Annotated in this window: 12 protein-coding genes and 1 other annotated feature; of the genes, 2 read left to right on the top strand and 10 right to left on the bottom strand. The window is 44.7% G+C overall.

Annotated features, from left to right (window positions below; translation table 11 throughout):
• Positions 1-32 precede the first annotated feature (32 nt).
• From CHX35_RS09225 to CHX35_RS09190, 8 genes are all read right to left on the bottom strand, one after another.
• Positions 33-2,720, bottom strand: a complete 2,688-nt coding sequence (locus CHX35_RS09225; protein WP_091836842.1) for a S8 family serine peptidase — start codon at positions 2,718-2,720, stop codon at positions 33-35.
• Between the two features lie 238 nt (positions 2,721-2,958).
• Complete coding sequence (locus tag CHX35_RS09220; protein ID WP_091836840.1) at positions 2,959-4,188, bottom strand: aminopeptidase; 1,230 nt, start codon at positions 4,186-4,188, stop codon at positions 2,959-2,961.
• Positions 4,189-4,315: 127 nt separating this feature from the next.
• Positions 4,316-4,942: an NUDIX hydrolase gene (locus CHX35_RS09215; RefSeq protein WP_176391995.1), complete on the bottom strand. Its 627-nt coding sequence runs from the start codon at positions 4,940-4,942 to the stop codon at positions 4,316-4,318.
• Positions 4,943-5,050: 108 nt separating this feature from the next.
• Positions 5,051-5,566: a signal peptidase I gene (lepB, locus tag CHX35_RS09210; RefSeq protein WP_091836837.1), complete on the bottom strand. Its 516-nt coding sequence runs from the start codon at positions 5,564-5,566 to the stop codon at positions 5,051-5,053.
• 215 nt (positions 5,567-5,781) lie between these two features.
• Positions 5,782-7,095 (bottom strand): APC family permease, encoded by a 1,314-nt coding sequence (locus tag CHX35_RS09205; protein WP_091836835.1) that lies wholly within the window; start codon positions 7,093-7,095, stop codon positions 5,782-5,784.
• A gap of 118 nt (positions 7,096-7,213) precedes the next feature.
• Positions 7,214-7,837 carry a LysE family translocator gene (locus CHX35_RS09200; protein ID WP_091836833.1) on the bottom strand — a complete coding sequence of 208 codons (624 nt, stop codon included), beginning with the start codon at positions 7,835-7,837 and terminating at the stop codon, positions 7,214-7,216.
• A gap of 117 nt (positions 7,838-7,954) precedes the next feature.
• A complete protein-coding gene (odhB, locus tag CHX35_RS09195) occupies positions 7,955-9,235 on the bottom strand; it encodes a 2-oxoglutarate dehydrogenase complex dihydrolipoyllysine-residue succinyltransferase (protein ID WP_091836832.1) in 1,281 nt (426 codons plus the stop codon).
• Between the two features lie 30 nt (positions 9,236-9,265).
• Positions 9,266-12,079, bottom strand: a complete 2,814-nt coding sequence (locus tag CHX35_RS09190) for a 2-oxoglutarate dehydrogenase E1 component (protein WP_091836830.1) — start codon at positions 12,077-12,079, stop codon at positions 9,266-9,268.
• Between the two features lie 612 nt (positions 12,080-12,691).
• Here CHX35_RS09190 and CHX35_RS09185 point away from each other — a divergent pair.
• Positions 12,692-13,138 (top strand): SRPBCC family protein, encoded by a 447-nt coding sequence (locus CHX35_RS09185; RefSeq protein WP_091836828.1) that lies wholly within the window; start codon positions 12,692-12,694, stop codon positions 13,136-13,138.
• Positions 13,139-13,252: 114 nt separating this feature from the next.
• Here the strand turns inward: CHX35_RS09185 and CHX35_RS09180 are convergent, their stop codons facing one another.
• A complete protein-coding gene (locus CHX35_RS09180; RefSeq protein ID WP_091836826.1) occupies positions 13,253-14,638 on the bottom strand; it encodes an esterase/lipase family protein in 1,386 nt (461 codons plus the stop codon).
• 301 nt (positions 14,639-14,939) lie between these two features.
• A complete protein-coding gene (gene trpS, locus CHX35_RS09175) occupies positions 14,940-15,923 on the bottom strand; it encodes a tryptophan--tRNA ligase (protein ID WP_091836825.1) in 984 nt (327 codons plus the stop codon).
• Between the two features lie 45 nt (positions 15,924-15,968).
• Positions 15,969-16,193 (bottom strand) — a binding site (T-box leader).
• Positions 16,194-16,401: 208 nt separating this feature from the next.
• Between trpS and CHX35_RS09170 the strand changes: the two genes are divergently transcribed.
• Positions 16,402-16,902 carry a CcdC family protein gene (locus CHX35_RS09170; protein WP_425435324.1) on the top strand — a complete coding sequence of 167 codons (501 nt, stop codon included), beginning with the start codon at positions 16,402-16,404 and terminating at the stop codon, positions 16,900-16,902.
• Positions 16,903-17,208 lie beyond the last annotated feature (306 nt).

Below are 17,208 nucleotides of genomic sequence, written 5' to 3'. Positions count from 1 at the left end.
CTGAAGATCTCCAGAGGACGTTTTTTATACAATTATTTCATGGTCATCTTAAACTCTTTTAACGTTTGATTTCCTGCTGCATCGATGACCTTGATCCAAAAAGAAGTCTTCCCTTTACTAAAGGTCCCCTTCTTAAAACTATAGGAGAATGGAAGAACACTTTCCTCTTGATAGAACTCCATGACCGGAATCGACTTCCATGTTTTGTACTTGGATCCTTTCTTCTTCCACAATACCTTCACTGGCTCATCCATGATGTTATAGGTGGACAACGAATCCAACATTTTATCTTGAATACTTCCTTTAATTTTGCCGGAGGTAAAGGAACTAGCCATCTTCAACGTAGGTGCTTTTCGATCAAGCACGGCAACAAATCCCTCACTGTACTCCTCATGAAGGTGGCTTGCAATCAATTGCATCGTATATACACCATCGGGCATTGTTTTTCCCTTTACATTTTTTCCATCCCAAGAACGTTGGGTAACCCCTTCTAGCGGATTGGATTCACTAAATACAGTATACTGCCCATCAGGCTCCCATTCATCATTCAGCTTGGTTGCATATAAATCAAGGCTTTCTAACGTTGCAGGTAGATACCAAGAAAGGGTTGTCTGATCCAATTTCCCATCTCCATTTGGAGAAAACGCATTTGGACTAATCGCAAAGGAATTGACTAAGGGATAGTCCTTTGGATCAATTAACACGTTGAAAGGTAATTTCAACACGTTTTTGCCATCGAGTAATTGAATTTGACCGGTGTAGACCCCTCGACGTAGATTGGTATCTACTTTTAAATCCACTTTCAAATCGGCTTTTCCGCTTGCTTTGATGTGGAGAGAATGGGGAACCTTCACCTTGATTTTATTTTTCCCATTCGTCAACTGAGCCTGTACTTTATAGGTCTTATTTGATTTCGTTAAATTTTTCACTTCTGCGAGTCGGGTGACATGGACCTTCCCTACCTGATGATCCAATTTCCCAAAGCTTAAGTTGGAAGGCACGATCAGTGTCTTCGTATCAATCGCTTGTGGGATATTAATTCGTCCAGAACCTTGGGTATTGGCAGGATACATCTTTCCTTCACGGTTATAGAGGGTATCCGCCGTATTGGCTAAAGCCGCTTTCACTTCGCGTACACTCCAACTGGGGTGCGCTTGTTTAACCAATGCCACAGCACCTGCGACATGAGGGGTCGCCATGCTTGTCCCACTATAGGAATCATATTGGCCATGAAGAACTGTACTGGTTATATTGACACCAGGTGCAGTCACATCCGGTTTAATCGCCCAGCTTCCTGCAACCGGTCCTCGAGAGCTAAAGTCTGCAACTAGTTCTTGTTTGGTCAGGGTGACAGTCCCATCCAATTTCCCAGCTTTCACTTTTTTCATAAACCAATCCATGCGCTCATCTGGAACAATTGCGGTAGCTGCAAATTTCCCGGTGTTTGGCAAGTATTCACCTTCATAGGAGTCAATCAAAATCAAGCCAGCCGCACCATTTTCCTTGGCAAGGGTGGACTTTATTTGCATGTCCCCATTTCCATGCTTCGCTACGACTACTTTTCCCTTTACATCTTTTCCTTTATAGTCCGATGCATTTCCATTTCCCAGGTTAACCAACTGGACGTTGCCCGCTGGAAATGAAGGGGATCCCTCGACCATCATCATCTTCAATGTCTGTTGGTCACCTGTAAATTTGAAATCGGGTTCTTCAATTTTCTTCGTTGAAGCACCTACGGATATCGCTTCGCGGGAAGAAGCAGGTGACCCTACTGTCCAGTAATCCCCCCACTCTCCCTCATTACCGTTTGCAACAACAGGAATCGTCCCTTTTAATGCTGCGACATCCATCGCAATCGCAAGTGGGTCTTCTGGCGAGTTAATCGGTGCCCCGAGTGAGAGGTTCATCACATCGGCTTTTCCTTTCACAGCGCCTTCTACGCCTGCCAACACGCCTTCTAAGGTACCACCACCATCTTCATCTAACACCCGATACGCCAAAATGGAAGCACCAGGTGCAACCCCTTTTAACTTCCCATTGGCTGCAATGGTTCCCGCAACATGGGTGCCATGACCGTTTTCATCTTGGGGGCTTTTATCATGATCGACATAATCGTATCCACCAATTACTTTCCCCTTTAGATCAGGGTGGGTCGCGTCAACACCTGTATCAACGACTGCTACCCGAATCCCTTTTCCATTCACAGACAGACCACTGGCATTTTTCTTTTTCCACACATCAGGCGCACCTACCAAGGGAACGCTCTCTTTTAAATTGGCTTTATAGTGATTGTTCGGCCAAATTCGTTTCACACCAGGTAGCCCTGCTAATTTATTAACATCCTGTCCTTTAAGCGTGACAGAAAACCCAGAAAATACAGTATCATATTGATACCCTGTACTCAGGTTAGCCACTTTTTCCTTTGCCACTTTAAGAACTTTTTGTCGCTGTGAAGCCGCTTGTTTATTTAATTGAGTTGCCGATAGCTTTTTATTAATCGATGCAATTCCACTCGGCGGCGCTGCCAACTCCACTAACACCGTGGTTCGCTCGCTCCCCTTTGTTTTTACCCCTTTTGCTATTTTATTTTTCGTCCATTCCTTGATCGCAACTTTTCCTGACACGCCCTTCGCATTCAGTACAGAATCCCCAGACGTGATACTCATCGCACCACCCGCAATGAGTACTGTTGACAATATTACGGCACTTACTCTCTTCACTCCAACTCCCCCTATTCTTTCTATGAGTCATGAACCATGCTCATCGAATACAATTCGCAATTCACTTGAAAAATCCTCCTTAAATTATAAATTTTTGTACCATCGAGATAGATCGTAATAAAAATATACGTCTATTGAATACTTTCACAAGAAAACGCCCCTTCGATTTGAAGGAGCGTTTTCGTGAACTACACTTTGATTTATGGCAACACAAGAGACTTGCCCTTGGCGAAGATGGTTAAAAGGCCCAATTTCCTTTACGGAAAACAGGTTCTTTGGTGCCATCAGCCGTCTCACCATCGATATCCATCTCAGCGGAACCAATCATAAAGTCTACATGGGTCATACTATCGTTAATTCCAGCTTCCTTTAATTCTTCCTTTGACATTTCAGTCCCCCCTTCAATACTCGAAGAGAAGCCTGCTCCGATCGCTAAATGATTGGAAGCATTCTCATCAAAAAGCGTGCTGAAAAAAGTCAAGTTTGAATTTGAAATTGGCGAATCATGAGGAACCAGCGCGATTTCACCAAGGTAATGGGCACCTTCATCCAATTCAATCATCTGTTTCAAGGACTCATGACCGATTTCTGCTTCATAATTCACAACACGCCCATCTTGAAACTCCAACATAAAGTTTTCAATCAGATTTCCTTTGTAACTTAACGGTTTGGTACTACGAACCACTCCCTGGGTTCGACCACTAATCGGTGAAGTAAAAACCTCCTCCGTTGGGAGGTTGGGATTAAATTCGGCGCCATCACTATTTACTGTAGAACCCCCACACCAAATATGGGTGTCCGGTAACTCAACAGTTAATTCCGTTCCTGGCGCACGATAGTGTAGCTTTTTATATCGTTTCTTATTTAAGAAGGCAACTTTCTCGTGTAAGTTTGCATTATGCTTTTTCCAGATGGCTACTGGATCTTCTTGATCCACTCTGGTTGCATAGAAGATGGCATTCCAGAGAGCATTCATCGCATCCTCTTCATTTTTATCAGGAAATACTTTTTTCGCCCAAGCAGGACCTGGAGCTGCAACGATGGACCAGCTAATTTTATCTGCAAGCGTATACTCTCTAAACTTCTGTAATGCACTCCCCGCTACTCGTGAGGCATTACCAATCCGCTCAGGGTTCACACCCTTTAATAGTTCAGGATCGGTCGATTCAATGTATAGATAAGCCCCTCCTTCTTCTGCAATGGTAGTCATGCCCTCTGCCTTCCACATCGGGTATTCATTAAACGCTTCATCAGGGGCAAGATCATATTTAAGACGGGTGCAAATTTCATCCTGCCATTCGACATATACATGCTTTGCACCCACTTCATAGGCCCGTTTGACAATCTTTCTCACAAAATCCGCCACTTGGATCGATGCGTTTATCACCATGGTCTGGCCAGGTTGAACATTGATCCCTACCTCGACAACTAATTTGGCATATTTTTCAAGATTTTTTTGAAAAGACATTGCATTCCCTCATTTACAATCGATTTTCCATTCATTTCACACTTGCATGGAAGTGCGTCACTTTCTCTTTTTATTCTATCATGAATTACTGTGGCCTTCTCCCTCACATCAAAGGAATTAGGTTCCCCTACACTGTACGCCTGCACAATGCGTCCCCAAGATATTGGTGATATTCGGGTGAAAAAGGACAAAAATCTTCTTCTGTAAGGAGTCGTTGCTCAACAATTCGTTGCTTTTCCCTCAATGTAAAGCCAGTTGCAGGTAAATGAGCCCGCTCGCCTCGCAAAAAATCAACCATGTCACTGACATCGGCTTCAAATAAACCCGCTACTTCTTTCGGATCGGGGTGAAACTCATCGAGCGCAAGTGTAGTCTCCCATAAATACAGATGGCAAAACTCTCGATCTTTCTCTCCCTCCCCTCGATCATCTTCCCATTGTACAACACCTAAAAACACGAGCTGATCCCTTTCTACATTCACTCCTAATTCTTCATTTACCTCCCGAACACCATCAAGAGGGGTTTCTCCTGCAGATAGATGCCCTGCCGCTGAGGCATCCATTTTCCCAGGAAAGGCACTCTTATTTTCCGCACGCAATTGAAATACGATCTTTTGCGCACCCTTCTCCCCTCTTCTTAGTACCCAACAGTGAAAAGTCTGGTGCCATAATCCCTGTCGATGCACTTCCAGTCGAGTTTGGGTTCCAATTACTCTCATCTGTTCATCCACTACATCGATCCATTCTTTAATCATCCATGGTTGTCCCCTTACGCTTCTATATCGCTTCTGTATCCATTTAATTTTCATTGTATGTTCTCATACAGCAAAAGCAGTCGCTACTATTCGATCCATCAAAACAATTTATCGCGCTGTTGTCAACTCGCCAAAACGATTGAATGGGGTGATCACCCAATCCGCTCGCCCAACCACTGAGTGAACACTAATTGGACCCAGTTGGCGGCTATCCTTACTGTTGTTACGATTATCGCCTAGGACATATAGGTGACCCAGTGAAACGTGTGTGGGGGGAGTCACCCCCATAATTTTTCCAACGAGATAAGGTTCCTTTACTCTTTTCCCATTCCGGTATACAAAACCATGTTTAATTTCAACGGTATCACCAGGTAAACCAATGACACGTTTAATATATTTCTCCTTCTTTGTTGCTTGAAAAACGATCACATCCCCGTAATGAGGCTGATCAACCTGATAGACCCATGTGTTTACCAAAATTCGTTCTTCGGTGTTTAATAGCGGGAGCATGGACTGACCATGAACAATATAGGGAGCGAGAACGAAACTTCTAATGATTAAAAGAAGTAGGACCGTGACCAATAAACACATTGTCACACCATTTTTCCGTAACCATTTACCCACCCTGACACCCCATCTCTCTTGTGTTCAAGATCGATCGCCTAACATAATTATTCGATCTGTGTAAAATTACCACACCCCTTCTCTTCTTTCCTGCTCCTCCTATCAGGCGATAGGGACTCACCTTTGATTTGCCACCCTTCGCTCATTCAAAAAACACCGATTGGGGTCAATGATGACCCCAATCGGTGTTTTGATGATGACTGATTAAAAATGAGTTATTTTTTCCGTTCCAGCCACCATAGGACCGGTAAACCAACAAGCATAATACCAATCGCCATGAAACTATCCGAGGGCTGATTGATTAACGTACTCACGACCACAAATCCAGATCCTACAATCGCTATCGAAGGAACCCACGGGTATAAGGGTACACTATAGGGTCGATCCGCAGAACCATTACGACGGCGGAGAAGGAAAACCGCAAAAAACGCAAGGATATAAAAGATAAAAATTGCAAAAACCGATATTTGCGCAAGTTTATCCGGATGGCTAACGAACATCAACCCGATTGCAATCACGACTTGCAGAGCAATGGCTGCTACAGGTGCACGAGAAACCGGATGAACACGAACAAAAAATTTGGAGAATGGAAGTTGACCCCGTTCTGCCATCGCAAAGGGGACTCGGGAAAAACCAAGGATTAGACCATTAAGGGCTGCAAAGATTGAAACAATAATGCCCACACCCACCAACTTACCACCAAAGTTCCCTAACAACATCTGGGCTGCAGTACCACCTGCATTCGCACCAAGTGCAGCCACTTGATTTGGTGATAACACATGAAATAATGCCAGGTTGACCAACAAATACACAGCTGTGACTAGCGTTAATCCTACAAAAATAGCCTTTGGTAGTAATTTTGCTGGGTTTTTCATTTCACCCGCAACAGTTCCAATCAGGATCCAACCATCGTAAGCAAAAAGACAAGCTAGAATTGCAGCGCCCATACCACTTCCAGCAGGCGCACCACTCGGTACCCCCCATACAGGCGCATCCCCTTGCCAGATTCCAAATACAATAATCAGCGCAATCGGAATCAGTTTAGCCGCCGTCAATACCGCTTGTAAGATCCCGCCCAAACGCGTACCAAAACTGTTTACTACAGCAAGGAAAACAACGGTTCCGATGCCAATCCAGGCACTCCAATGTTGTGGCCATTTAAAAAGCCCTGCAACCAACGATCCCAAATAGAGACCCAGTGCACCGATCACAGCAGGGCTATAGATAACGGTCTGCATCCAACCACTGAGATAGCCGACTGTTTTCCCATATACTTCCTCAAGGTAGACATAGAGCCCCCCTGTTTTATAAATCTGCGTACTCACTTCCGCTATGGTTAACCCACCTGCCATGGTTAGAAGTCCTGCCAACAGCCAGGCTAGTAAGGCCATGGTAGAGCCGCCTGCCTCTGTTATCACTGCCCCAGGAGCAACAAAGACTCCTGAACCAATCACGGTACCGACGACAAGGGATAACGCAACGATAAATCCAATTTCTCTTTTCAACTGTTGTTCTGCCGACGACTGCATCAATTTGCCCACCCTAACTGCAATTCATTTTTCACACTTGACTAGTATAACAGGATCACGACACCGCTTCGATCCTTTAATAAGATGAATCAACATCCAATTTATGGTGTTGTACATGTTATCGTTCGACAAATGCTAACCGTAAACCAAGCACAGCGTATAACATTACTTTTCCCACTTTGACTACGACGCCGGCCTGTGGACGATTTAGCAACCATTTTCGTAGACTTCCAGCAAACAAGGCAAACCCACTAAAAATGATAATCGCTTGTATCATAAATACCAATCCTAATATGATCATGTGTAGTGGAGCATCAGGGGTTCCTGGTGTGACAAACTGAGGCAATAATGCTAAGAAAAACAATGATACCTTAGGATTAAGCACATTCATCAAGATTCCCCTTCGAAATAACGCACCGGATTGAAGAGCCGGAGCCTCCCCTGTGATGAATGCTCCTGAAGGCTCCCTCCATGCTTGCCATGCTAGGTAAAGTAGATAGGCCGCTCCCGCATATTTAATCACCTGAAAAGCAAAAGCCGAAGAATATAAAATCGCCGATATTCCTAGCGCAGCCGCCAACGTATGCACAATCACTCCTGAGCACAGACCAAGAGCAATCGTGACTCCTGCCTTTTTACCATGAGAAATGCTTTGTGCAATGACAAATAAATTATCAGGCCCTGGCATAATCGTGAGTAAAATAGCGACACCTAAAAATTGAATAATCGTCTCCCATGCCATGTCTATTCACTCCTTCTTCTCTTCCAGCGTACATTGTTGTTTTGATCATACTCGAATCATATCAAAAAGACACCTCTCTCCATCCTGGAAAGAGGTGTCCTTCTATACCTTCCTTCATTAACCTTCTAGCATGAGAAGTTCCGGATCTTCCAAGAGTTGCTTGATTTTCACTAAGAAGGTAACTGCTTCGGATCCATCCACAATCCGGTGGTCATAAGAAAGGGCCAGATACATCATCGGGCGACTCTCAATACTACCATCTTCAAGGGTAATCGGACGCTGTTGAATTTTGTGCATGCCCAAAATCCCAACTTGAGGTGCATTCAAAATTGGCGTTGATAAAAGGGAGCCAAAAACACCACCATTGGTAATCGTGAAGGTTCCCCCTTGCAATTCATTAAGGGTGAGAGAATTGCTACGGGCCTTGCCTGCAAGACGTACAATTTCTTTTTCAATTTCACCAAAGGACAGCTTGTCTGCATCCCGAACCACTGGAACAACAAGACCTTCCTCGGCAGAAACTGCGATACCAATATCATAGTATTTTTTCAAGAGCATTTCTTGTCCCTGGATTTCTGCATTCAGGCGCGGGATTGCTTTTAAGGCAGCGGTTGCTGCTTTGGTAAAGAAGGACATAAAGCCAAGGTTGACTTCATGTTGTTCCTTAAAAGCTTCCTTGCGACGTTTCCGGATTTCCATGACCCGGGACAAATCAACTTCATTAAAGGTCGTCAACATCGCAGATTCATGCTGTACTTGCACCAAACGGTTGGCAATGGTTTGCCGACGACGGGACATCCGTACACGTTCAACCGGACGCCCTGATTCCTCATTGTTCGCTGCAGCAGGCGCTTTGGATGGTGCCTCTTTCTTCGCTGCTGGTTTTGCTTCTTTCTCTTCCCGGTAGTTGTTCACATCTTCTACAGTAATACGTCCCGAGGGGTCTGCAGTTTGAACCTTATCCAGATCAATCCCTTTTTCACGAGCCAACTTCCGTACTGCAGGAGACGCAATCCGAGAGGAACGAGACTCTTCACTTGTCGAGGATTCTTCTTTTTTCTCCTCGTTTGCTGCTTTTGTGTCAGTAGTCTCTTCTTTCTTCTCTTCCTTTTTCTCTTCTTTCTTTTCTTCTTTCGGCTCTTCTTTTTTCTCAGAAGCTTGACCGCCTACTTCGAGGGTCGCAATCGTTTCACCGACTTCGACGGTATCTCCTTCTTGCTTAAGAATCTCTTTTAATACCCCAGATTCCTCAGCGTTAATTTCCAAGTTCACCTTATCGGTCTCCAGCTCGAGGAGGATCTCTCCTTCTTCCACGGAGTCCCCCGCTGCTTTCATCCAATTGGCGATCGTTCCTTCTGTAATTGATTCCGCCAGTTCAGGGACCTTAATCTCCTTCACGTCAATTCCCTCCTGAGTCTCGATATACCTTTAGATTTTTAGCGCTTCCCGTAGGATACGTTTTTGTTCTGCCTCATGTACATCGGGTTTACCCTCTGCTGTACTCGAACGATCTGGGCGACCTATATAATTTACTTTTGCACCTCGTGGAGCGATCGCACGAATACGAGATTCCATATAAGTCCAGGCACCCATGTTACGGGGTTCTTCTTGTACCCAAACCAGGTCCTTCGCTTGGGAATATTTCTTCAGTACTGCTTTGATCTCTTTATCAGGGAAGGGATACAGCTGTTCGACACGCAATACCTGCACATCATCAGCCTTTCCTTCCTTCTCAGCCATCTCTTCCAAGTCTACAGCCACTTTCCCGCTGGCGAGGATAAGACGTTTCACATCGCTGGCTTTTGTTTTCCAAGGTTGTTCCATTACAAACTGGAAGCTATCTTTTTCAAGCGCTGTTCCTTGGACAATCGTTCGTTTGTTGCGAAGCAAACTTTTTGGCGTCATCAGGATCAATGGACGCGCATCCTCCGTATTGACGATTGCGGCTTGACGACGAAGCAGATGAAAATATTGGGCTGCATTGGTGACATTGGCGACCGTCCAGTTATTTTCCGCCGCCATCTGAAGAAAACGCTCAAGTCGACCACTGGAATGCTCTGGCCCTTGGCCTTCATAGCCATGGGGTAATAACATCACCATGCTCGATAATTGTCCCCATTTTGCACGACCCGCAGAAATGAATTGATCCATAATAACTTGTCCAGCGTTTGCAAAGTCACCAAACTGCGCTTCCCATATCACCAGCGTTTCCGGGGAATACACATTATAACCGTATTCAAATCCGATCACCGCCGCTTCAGTCAATGGACTGTTGTATAGCGCAAAGGAAGCTTTGGCTTGGGGAAGTTGATGCAAGGGACAGAACTTTTTCCCCGTTTCACGATCATGCAAAACCAAATGACGTTGCGCAAACGTTCCACGTTCTGAATCTTGACCGGTAAAACGAATGGGCGTCCCATCCGCCAAGATCGAGGCGATTGCTAGGCTTTCTGCCAAAGGCCAATCAATAGCGCCTTCCCCGTCCAGGGTATTTTTACGCCGTTGTAAGACCTTCTCCAACTTGGGATAGGATTGGAATTCATCCGGGCGTTTCAACAATTCCCCATTGATCTCTCGCAGGACATCCAATTTCACACCGGTCTTTACTTCCCCTATTAACTGAGGCGCTTTTGCATCCCCATTGCCATTTTTCCGCTTTTCCTTCGCGATTTTATAGGCTTCCTGCAATTGCTTTAAGACCTCATTATCTGCTTCCTTCACTTCTTCTTCTGTCATCACGCCATCAGTAATCAACGTTTTGGCATAGGAAGTACGTAGTGTTGGATGGTTGGTTACTTTTTTGTATAGCAGAGGTTGCGTTGCAGCAGGGTCGTCCATCTCATTGTGACCAAAACGGCGGTACCCGATTAGATCGATCAAGAAATCTTTTTGGAATTTGGTCCGATACTCACATGCCAGTCTTACAGCAGCAAGACATGCTTCCGGATCATCCGCATTCACATGCACAATGGGAATCTCATATCCCTTTGCCAAATCACTAGCATATCGGGTCGAACGTGAATCACTGCTGTCAGTGGTAAACCCGAGTAAATTGTTGGCGATGATGTGAATAGAACCACCTGTCTGGTAAGCAGGTAGACGATCAAAGTTTAAGGTTTCCGCCACAACCCCTTCACCTGGGAATGCGGCATCCCCATGAACTAAAATCGCCAATGCTCGGCTAACATCCTGATCTGGATAACCCCGTGTATCTCGATCCTCTTGCGCCGCCCGTGTAAAGCCTTCTACAACAGGGTTGACGTACTCCAAGTGACTTGGGTTATTGGCCAAAGCAACCCGTGCAGATACCTTGTCAGTATCAACGGTGCGATCAGCACCCAGGTGGTATTTCACATCCCCTGTGTATCCACTATTAATACCCATCGACCCTTCCGATGGGACAAGATCTTTATTCGGAGCATGATGGAACTCAGAGAAGATCGCAGCATAGGGCTTCCCTAATATATGGGCCAAAACATTTAACCGCCCACGGTGGGCCATCCCAATGTTAATCGAACGCACCCCGGAATTGACTGAGCAATGGATGATCTCGTCCATCAAGGGTACAAGCATATCTAGACCTTCTACCGAGAAGCGCTTTTGACCGACAAAGGTACGATGTAGGAATTTCTCAAATTCCTCAACAGCGATCAGTTGTTTTAGAACTTCGGCCTTCTTCTTTGCCATAACTGGAGGAATCAGACCGGATTCAACTCGCTTATACAACCATTCACGTTCAATTGGATCATGAACATGGCTAAATTGAAAAGCAATGGTACGAGTATATAGATCCCGCAGATGACAAACGACATCCTTGGCCGTTTTCAAGCCCTTCGGTGGATCCGTCAAAATCACCTCTGCGGGAATCATTTCCAAGTCCTCATTTGTTAAACCAAATGCTTCCGGTTGTAGTAACCGAGTATCGGGTTGATGGTAATCCAGTGGATCTAATTTAGCCCCCATATGACCATGAATCCGAATGCTGTTCACCAATTTTTCAGTGGCGACAACTTTTTGTAAATACGAAGCATTCCCGATCATTTCAGCTGCTGGTGAAAGACCAGTCACCGGCTCGCGACTATCTTCCCCCATCCCAGGAGGTGCTCCGTATGTTTGAAACCACTCCTGCATCGGCTTTTCAACTGAAGCCGGATCTTCTAAATATTTTTCATACATTTCCTGAGCATAACCCAGGTTGGGTCCATGGAATCGTTGCCATGGATTCCCCGATTCTACTGCCATTCCGCGCTCCCTCCAACTGCGACTCGTTTATAGTCTACTATCCTCATTATATATCAGAGCGACTCGCACCACCTATTATCGATGCGAATGTCTAATCGGAAACCGCCTTCATTATACACATACTCAATGGGGGCGTTGCAACAGTGGAATTTAGGGTAATCGCCCTCTCTATCCCAAGATTTGATTACTTTCATGCCCAAAACGCATGCAAAAGCATCCATACGGGCGCTTTTGCATCCATAACGGTGAAAATCGGCGAATTACCCTGTTTGAATACTCTTTTTATTATCAGAACCACTAAAGCAACCGCACTCAGGTAAGACATGTAAAAAAAGTGCTATCTCGATTTATCATTTTCAAAAGTAGGGAATTCCATGAGTGACACCTGCTTGTTTTCACTTGCTTATCTTCATCTATATATCAATTAATAATCGAAGCCACAAAAAAAAGCGCCTCTGGATACACTTTCTCTTAAAAGGGGATCCTCTCAACAACGAAGGGGTACTCCTTATTAAGTATAGGAGTATGCTTGTTTACGGGTCCCGTATATCGATATTTGCTACAATGAATTATGGGTCCACCACCCTTAAATACCTATAAAGGAGAATCGCCATGCCCTCTTCTGCCGAAGTAGACCATATTTTTCAATGTCCAGCAAATACGCTCTGGAATCTAATTGGTGATTTCGGAGATATGAAGTCTTGGGGTTCGAGTAACCTTACAAGTTGTGTGCAAGAAGGAACAGGAATCGGATCCATTCGAACCATTACCATCCATGATAGCGGGAAAGACATTGTCATTGTGGATCGTTTGGACGCGGAAACGGAACGCTCCTATACTTATTCAATCGTCTCTTCCCCCCTCCCATATCAATCCTACCAAGCCACGATGGCGGTAAAGGAGCTTGATGGAACCCAGTCGCAATTGACGTGGTCTTCAACCTTTGAACCCAAGGGAATCACAGAGATAGAAGCCATCGAGTATACTAAGCAGATGTATCAAAGAGGAATGAAATTGATGGAACAAGCATTAATCAGACAGGGGTTACTCCATCAGTAATTGATATCAAGTAAAGCATTCACGGGTCGCAAAATTGACAGAAATAAAAAAGCGTCTATCATAGACGCTTTTTTTACTTCCTTTTATAATCGTTAGTTCGTCACTTACGTTTCCTTATTTTACATCGAGGGAAGAGAGTAGTGAAGCCACATCGCGATACCAGGGCCGCATATCCCTAACACCCAATCCAACGATATCCAAGTGGTCATAGGAATTCATGTCCCCAAGGAAGTTCCATTTTCCGATCTGAGGATTACCATGGAAGGAAACAATTCCATCGGTGGAACCAAGGGTAGGACCATCCATCGAGTTGGTATTGGATAATCCATCATTTTTAAACCACTTGCTATCCACAACAATCCCATCCGTCACTTCTTTGTGTTTACCCATATAGACTGCACTGGCGTACATAGCAGGATTCATCAATAACTCGGGTACTTCATGCCCTGTAAAGAGACTTTTGCGTGTTTGTTCAGTCCCTACCGAAAAGTAGTATACATCGGGTTGCGCCTTTACCCAGCGGTTTAATTCCCTTGCCCCCAGTGGATTTAAATCCCATTCACTGGTGTCTTTGCTCCTCTTCCAAATGCTACTTTCACATACCCTTTTCATATAACTTTTGAAGGATTCGCCGGGTTCCCGTTTCAGTCCCCATTGATCCAATTTAAAGTCATAGTCCAAGAGCTCTTTATTCCCTGCTGCTGCTGCAAAAGCACCGATTAATTGTTGGGCATGGCTTCCAGTCACTGTATCCACTTGACTGGTCAACGACGAACCATCATGAGGAGTGGATATGGTGAAGGCACTCGAGACCCATGATTTGCGCTGGCCATTAAATAGAGGAGATAAACTTCCATCTTTTGTGTAAGCGCTTTCATTTCCTTTGTAAGCGCTTACACCTTTGTCCCCTTCTTCCAATAATTGAATGAGTGTGCGTATGGTCTGCCCTCCCATACTGTGACCGATCAGATGAACCTTGTTCACTTTCCCAGTTTTTGCATTGATTTCTCCCCACTCTGGATACAATCCTGAGTAGCTTCGACCATAGCGTGCATGTCCATATTTTTCTGAATGAGCGGTTCCATAGTCAGCACGACCACCCTTGATTTGCGCAAACAATTCCACCGCACGGTCCCAGTTACTCGAGAAGGTTCCTACATCTGCGGTATAGACACGATATCCTTTATTCCGAAGATCTTTCTCGATATCGGTCAACCCACCCCAGTAGTTCAGACCATAAATCTCATCAAATCCACCCAAACCATGAACTAAAATGATCGGCTCGTCGTTCTTTTTCCCCCCAGCGAGCGGGTTCACATCCACACTTGCTTTGATTTTACGTTCTAATTTTTCTAACTTTTTCATCTTTTCTGCCTTTTCAACCCCCTGAGGCGGCATTTTAGCTGCTAAGGTCGAATCTGCTGCATAGGCAGGTGCAACCGAGCAAGCTGCCACTACCAGTGAGGCAAGACCTGTGAACAAAAAGCGTTTTAAAATCATGTTTTCAAACCCCCTTGAGAATAATAGAACGTGATATAAGAGCGTATCCACCCTCCTCACAACGAATATGGCAGAAAACGTTCTCCATAACCAATATTCAATATTATTTTAATCCTTCCTCTACAAAAAAGAAAACTTTTTTTCTCACATTTCCCCTATGATTTTGCCTAGAATCAAGTGGTGACCTTGGTTACAAGAATTTATCATCATGTTAACCAGGTATTTAATTTTATCCAATTTCCGTTCTGGTAAAAAAATCCCTCGATCAAGAGGATCGAAGGATTTTTCCTGTGGGTATTATTCAGAAGGTGACTAACCCCATCGCATGCTTCATCTTTGCTAACGTTTCACTCGTAGCTTCGCGAGCCTTTATCGCTCCTTGGGTTAAGATCGCTTCAATCTCGTTACTTTTTGCCAATGCTTGATAGCGTTGTTGAATCGGTCGTAGTGCTTCGATGACAGCTTCTCCTGTATCCACCTTTAAGTGACCATAGCCCCGTCCTTGATATTCCTCAATCAATGCGGGAATCGACTTTCCTGTCACAACACTCATGATGGAAAGCAAATTACTAATTCCCGCTTTTTGCTCGGGGTCAAAACGGATTTCTGTATCCGAATCCGTCACAGCCCGCTTAAATTTTTTCATAATGGTTTTTTCATCTTCAAGCAACATCACATAATTTGCTGGACTGGCTGCACTTTTACTCATTTTTTTCTCTGGGTTATCCAGCCCCATAATTCTAGCACCTGTATCTGGGATTCGAGGCTCTGGAATCGTAAAAATTTCCTCATACTGACGATTAAAACGCTCCGCTAAATTGCGCGCGAGCTCAAGGTGTTGTTTCTGATCTTCCCCGACGGGGACTTCGTCCGTATTATACAGAAGGATATCCACCGCCATTAACACGGGATACGTAAACAATCCAGTTGTCACTGACTCGGACCCTTGACCCTTATCCTTAAATTGCGTCATCCGCCCTAACTCTCCAAACTTCGCAACACATTGCATTAACCAAGCAGCTTCCGCATGAGCAGAATTGTTCGATTGTAAAAATAACGTCGCTTTATTCGGATCGACTCCTGCAGCAACATATAACATCGCCAATTCCAAACTTTTTTTACGTAACGCTTCCGGGTCACCTGGCACCGTCAATGCATGCAAATCCACTACACAAAAATAACAGTCATCCTTTTCTTGATACGGGATAAAATGTTTCAGTGCACCTAAGTAGTTACCCAAATGAAGGTCTCCTGTCGGTTGCATCCCAGAAAATACACGAGCCATCGCTCATCCACTCCTTATTTTGTCACATAAAAAAACCCATCCCAAGATCGGGACGAGTTTTACTCGCGGTACCACCCAACATTCACTCCGTATCAACGGAGCACACTTAAACTGGTTATCGGCCAGCTGCCGGTCTTCCCTTAACCACTACGGGTTCTTCGGGATGACAAACTCCAGAGCCCATTCACGTGGACGAGTTCATCGGCTCACACCACCCGCCGATTCTCTGGGCAACTCATCTACGTTACTTTTCTCCTTCATCGCTTATACCTATGGAATCAATATTTTATTCATTGTACCCTCAACATTTTGTAGATGCAATCCTATTTTGCCCAAAATTCACAGACTCCAGCCCAACTTAATCTTTATGATTTCAAGTGGTATAATAAACGTTAGACTATCATTCCTTATCCCTTTTGACAGGGAATTGACTCTCCATTGGATGGTACTTAATTTAGTGCGAAGGGAGTCCTCGATGATGGGACCCACGATCCCTTTAAAATTACATTGGCTGGTTACCCTGGGCACCCTCATCATTGCCCTATCCTTTATTTTCATCCGCCTTCGTGCATCCAAACGACCGACTGACGCCAAGAAAATACTGATTCCTCCTCTAGGAATGAGCACAGGATTCTTCATGTTTGTCTATCCGCCCTGCCATATCCCAATTAGCTGGGCAATGATTGCATTTTCCTTAGGTGCACTTTTCTTTGCAACCCCTTTGATTCGCACCTCACGCTTTGAGGTAATCGATGGGGATGTCTATCTCAAACGATCCAAAGCGTTTATTTGGATTCTTTTAGCGCTCTTTGCTATTCGCATGCTAGCTCACGAGTATATTCAAAGCTTTATCACCATCCCACAAACTGCTGGTATCTTTTTTTGCCTTGCTTTCGGGATGCTTCTACCTTGGCGTGTCGCCATGTATTTACAATACCAACGGTTACTCCAACAAAAGGCCACACTTGATAAAGTGTAGGTGATTTCTTCGATCACAAACTTTAAATTGCCAACGGTAAAAACCATTACTTTTCATGACTGCTACAAAGCAGGCTCACGGCATGGTTGATGCTACTCACCCTGGGAATCATTCTCCTTTGCCAGTAAAAGGAGAATGAGAGGCTACCCCATCTGGATTTCGCTAATGAATGATTGAATCAGCTCTTCCCATGGTCACGCATCCTACCCGTCGTTATCTACCGGGTTCCCCATCGTTGTTCACGTGTAAAGGAATCCCCATCTGACCAGCGATGGGGATTCCTTTACCTTTATCTTTCAAATAGCG

It is taken from the genome of Marininema halotolerans, from assembly GCF_900116235.1.
GTDB classification, from domain to species: domain Bacteria; phylum Bacillota; class Bacilli; order Thermoactinomycetales; family DSM-45169; genus Marininema; species Marininema halotolerans.
This window is presented reverse-complemented; position numbering and strand designations above follow the sequence as displayed.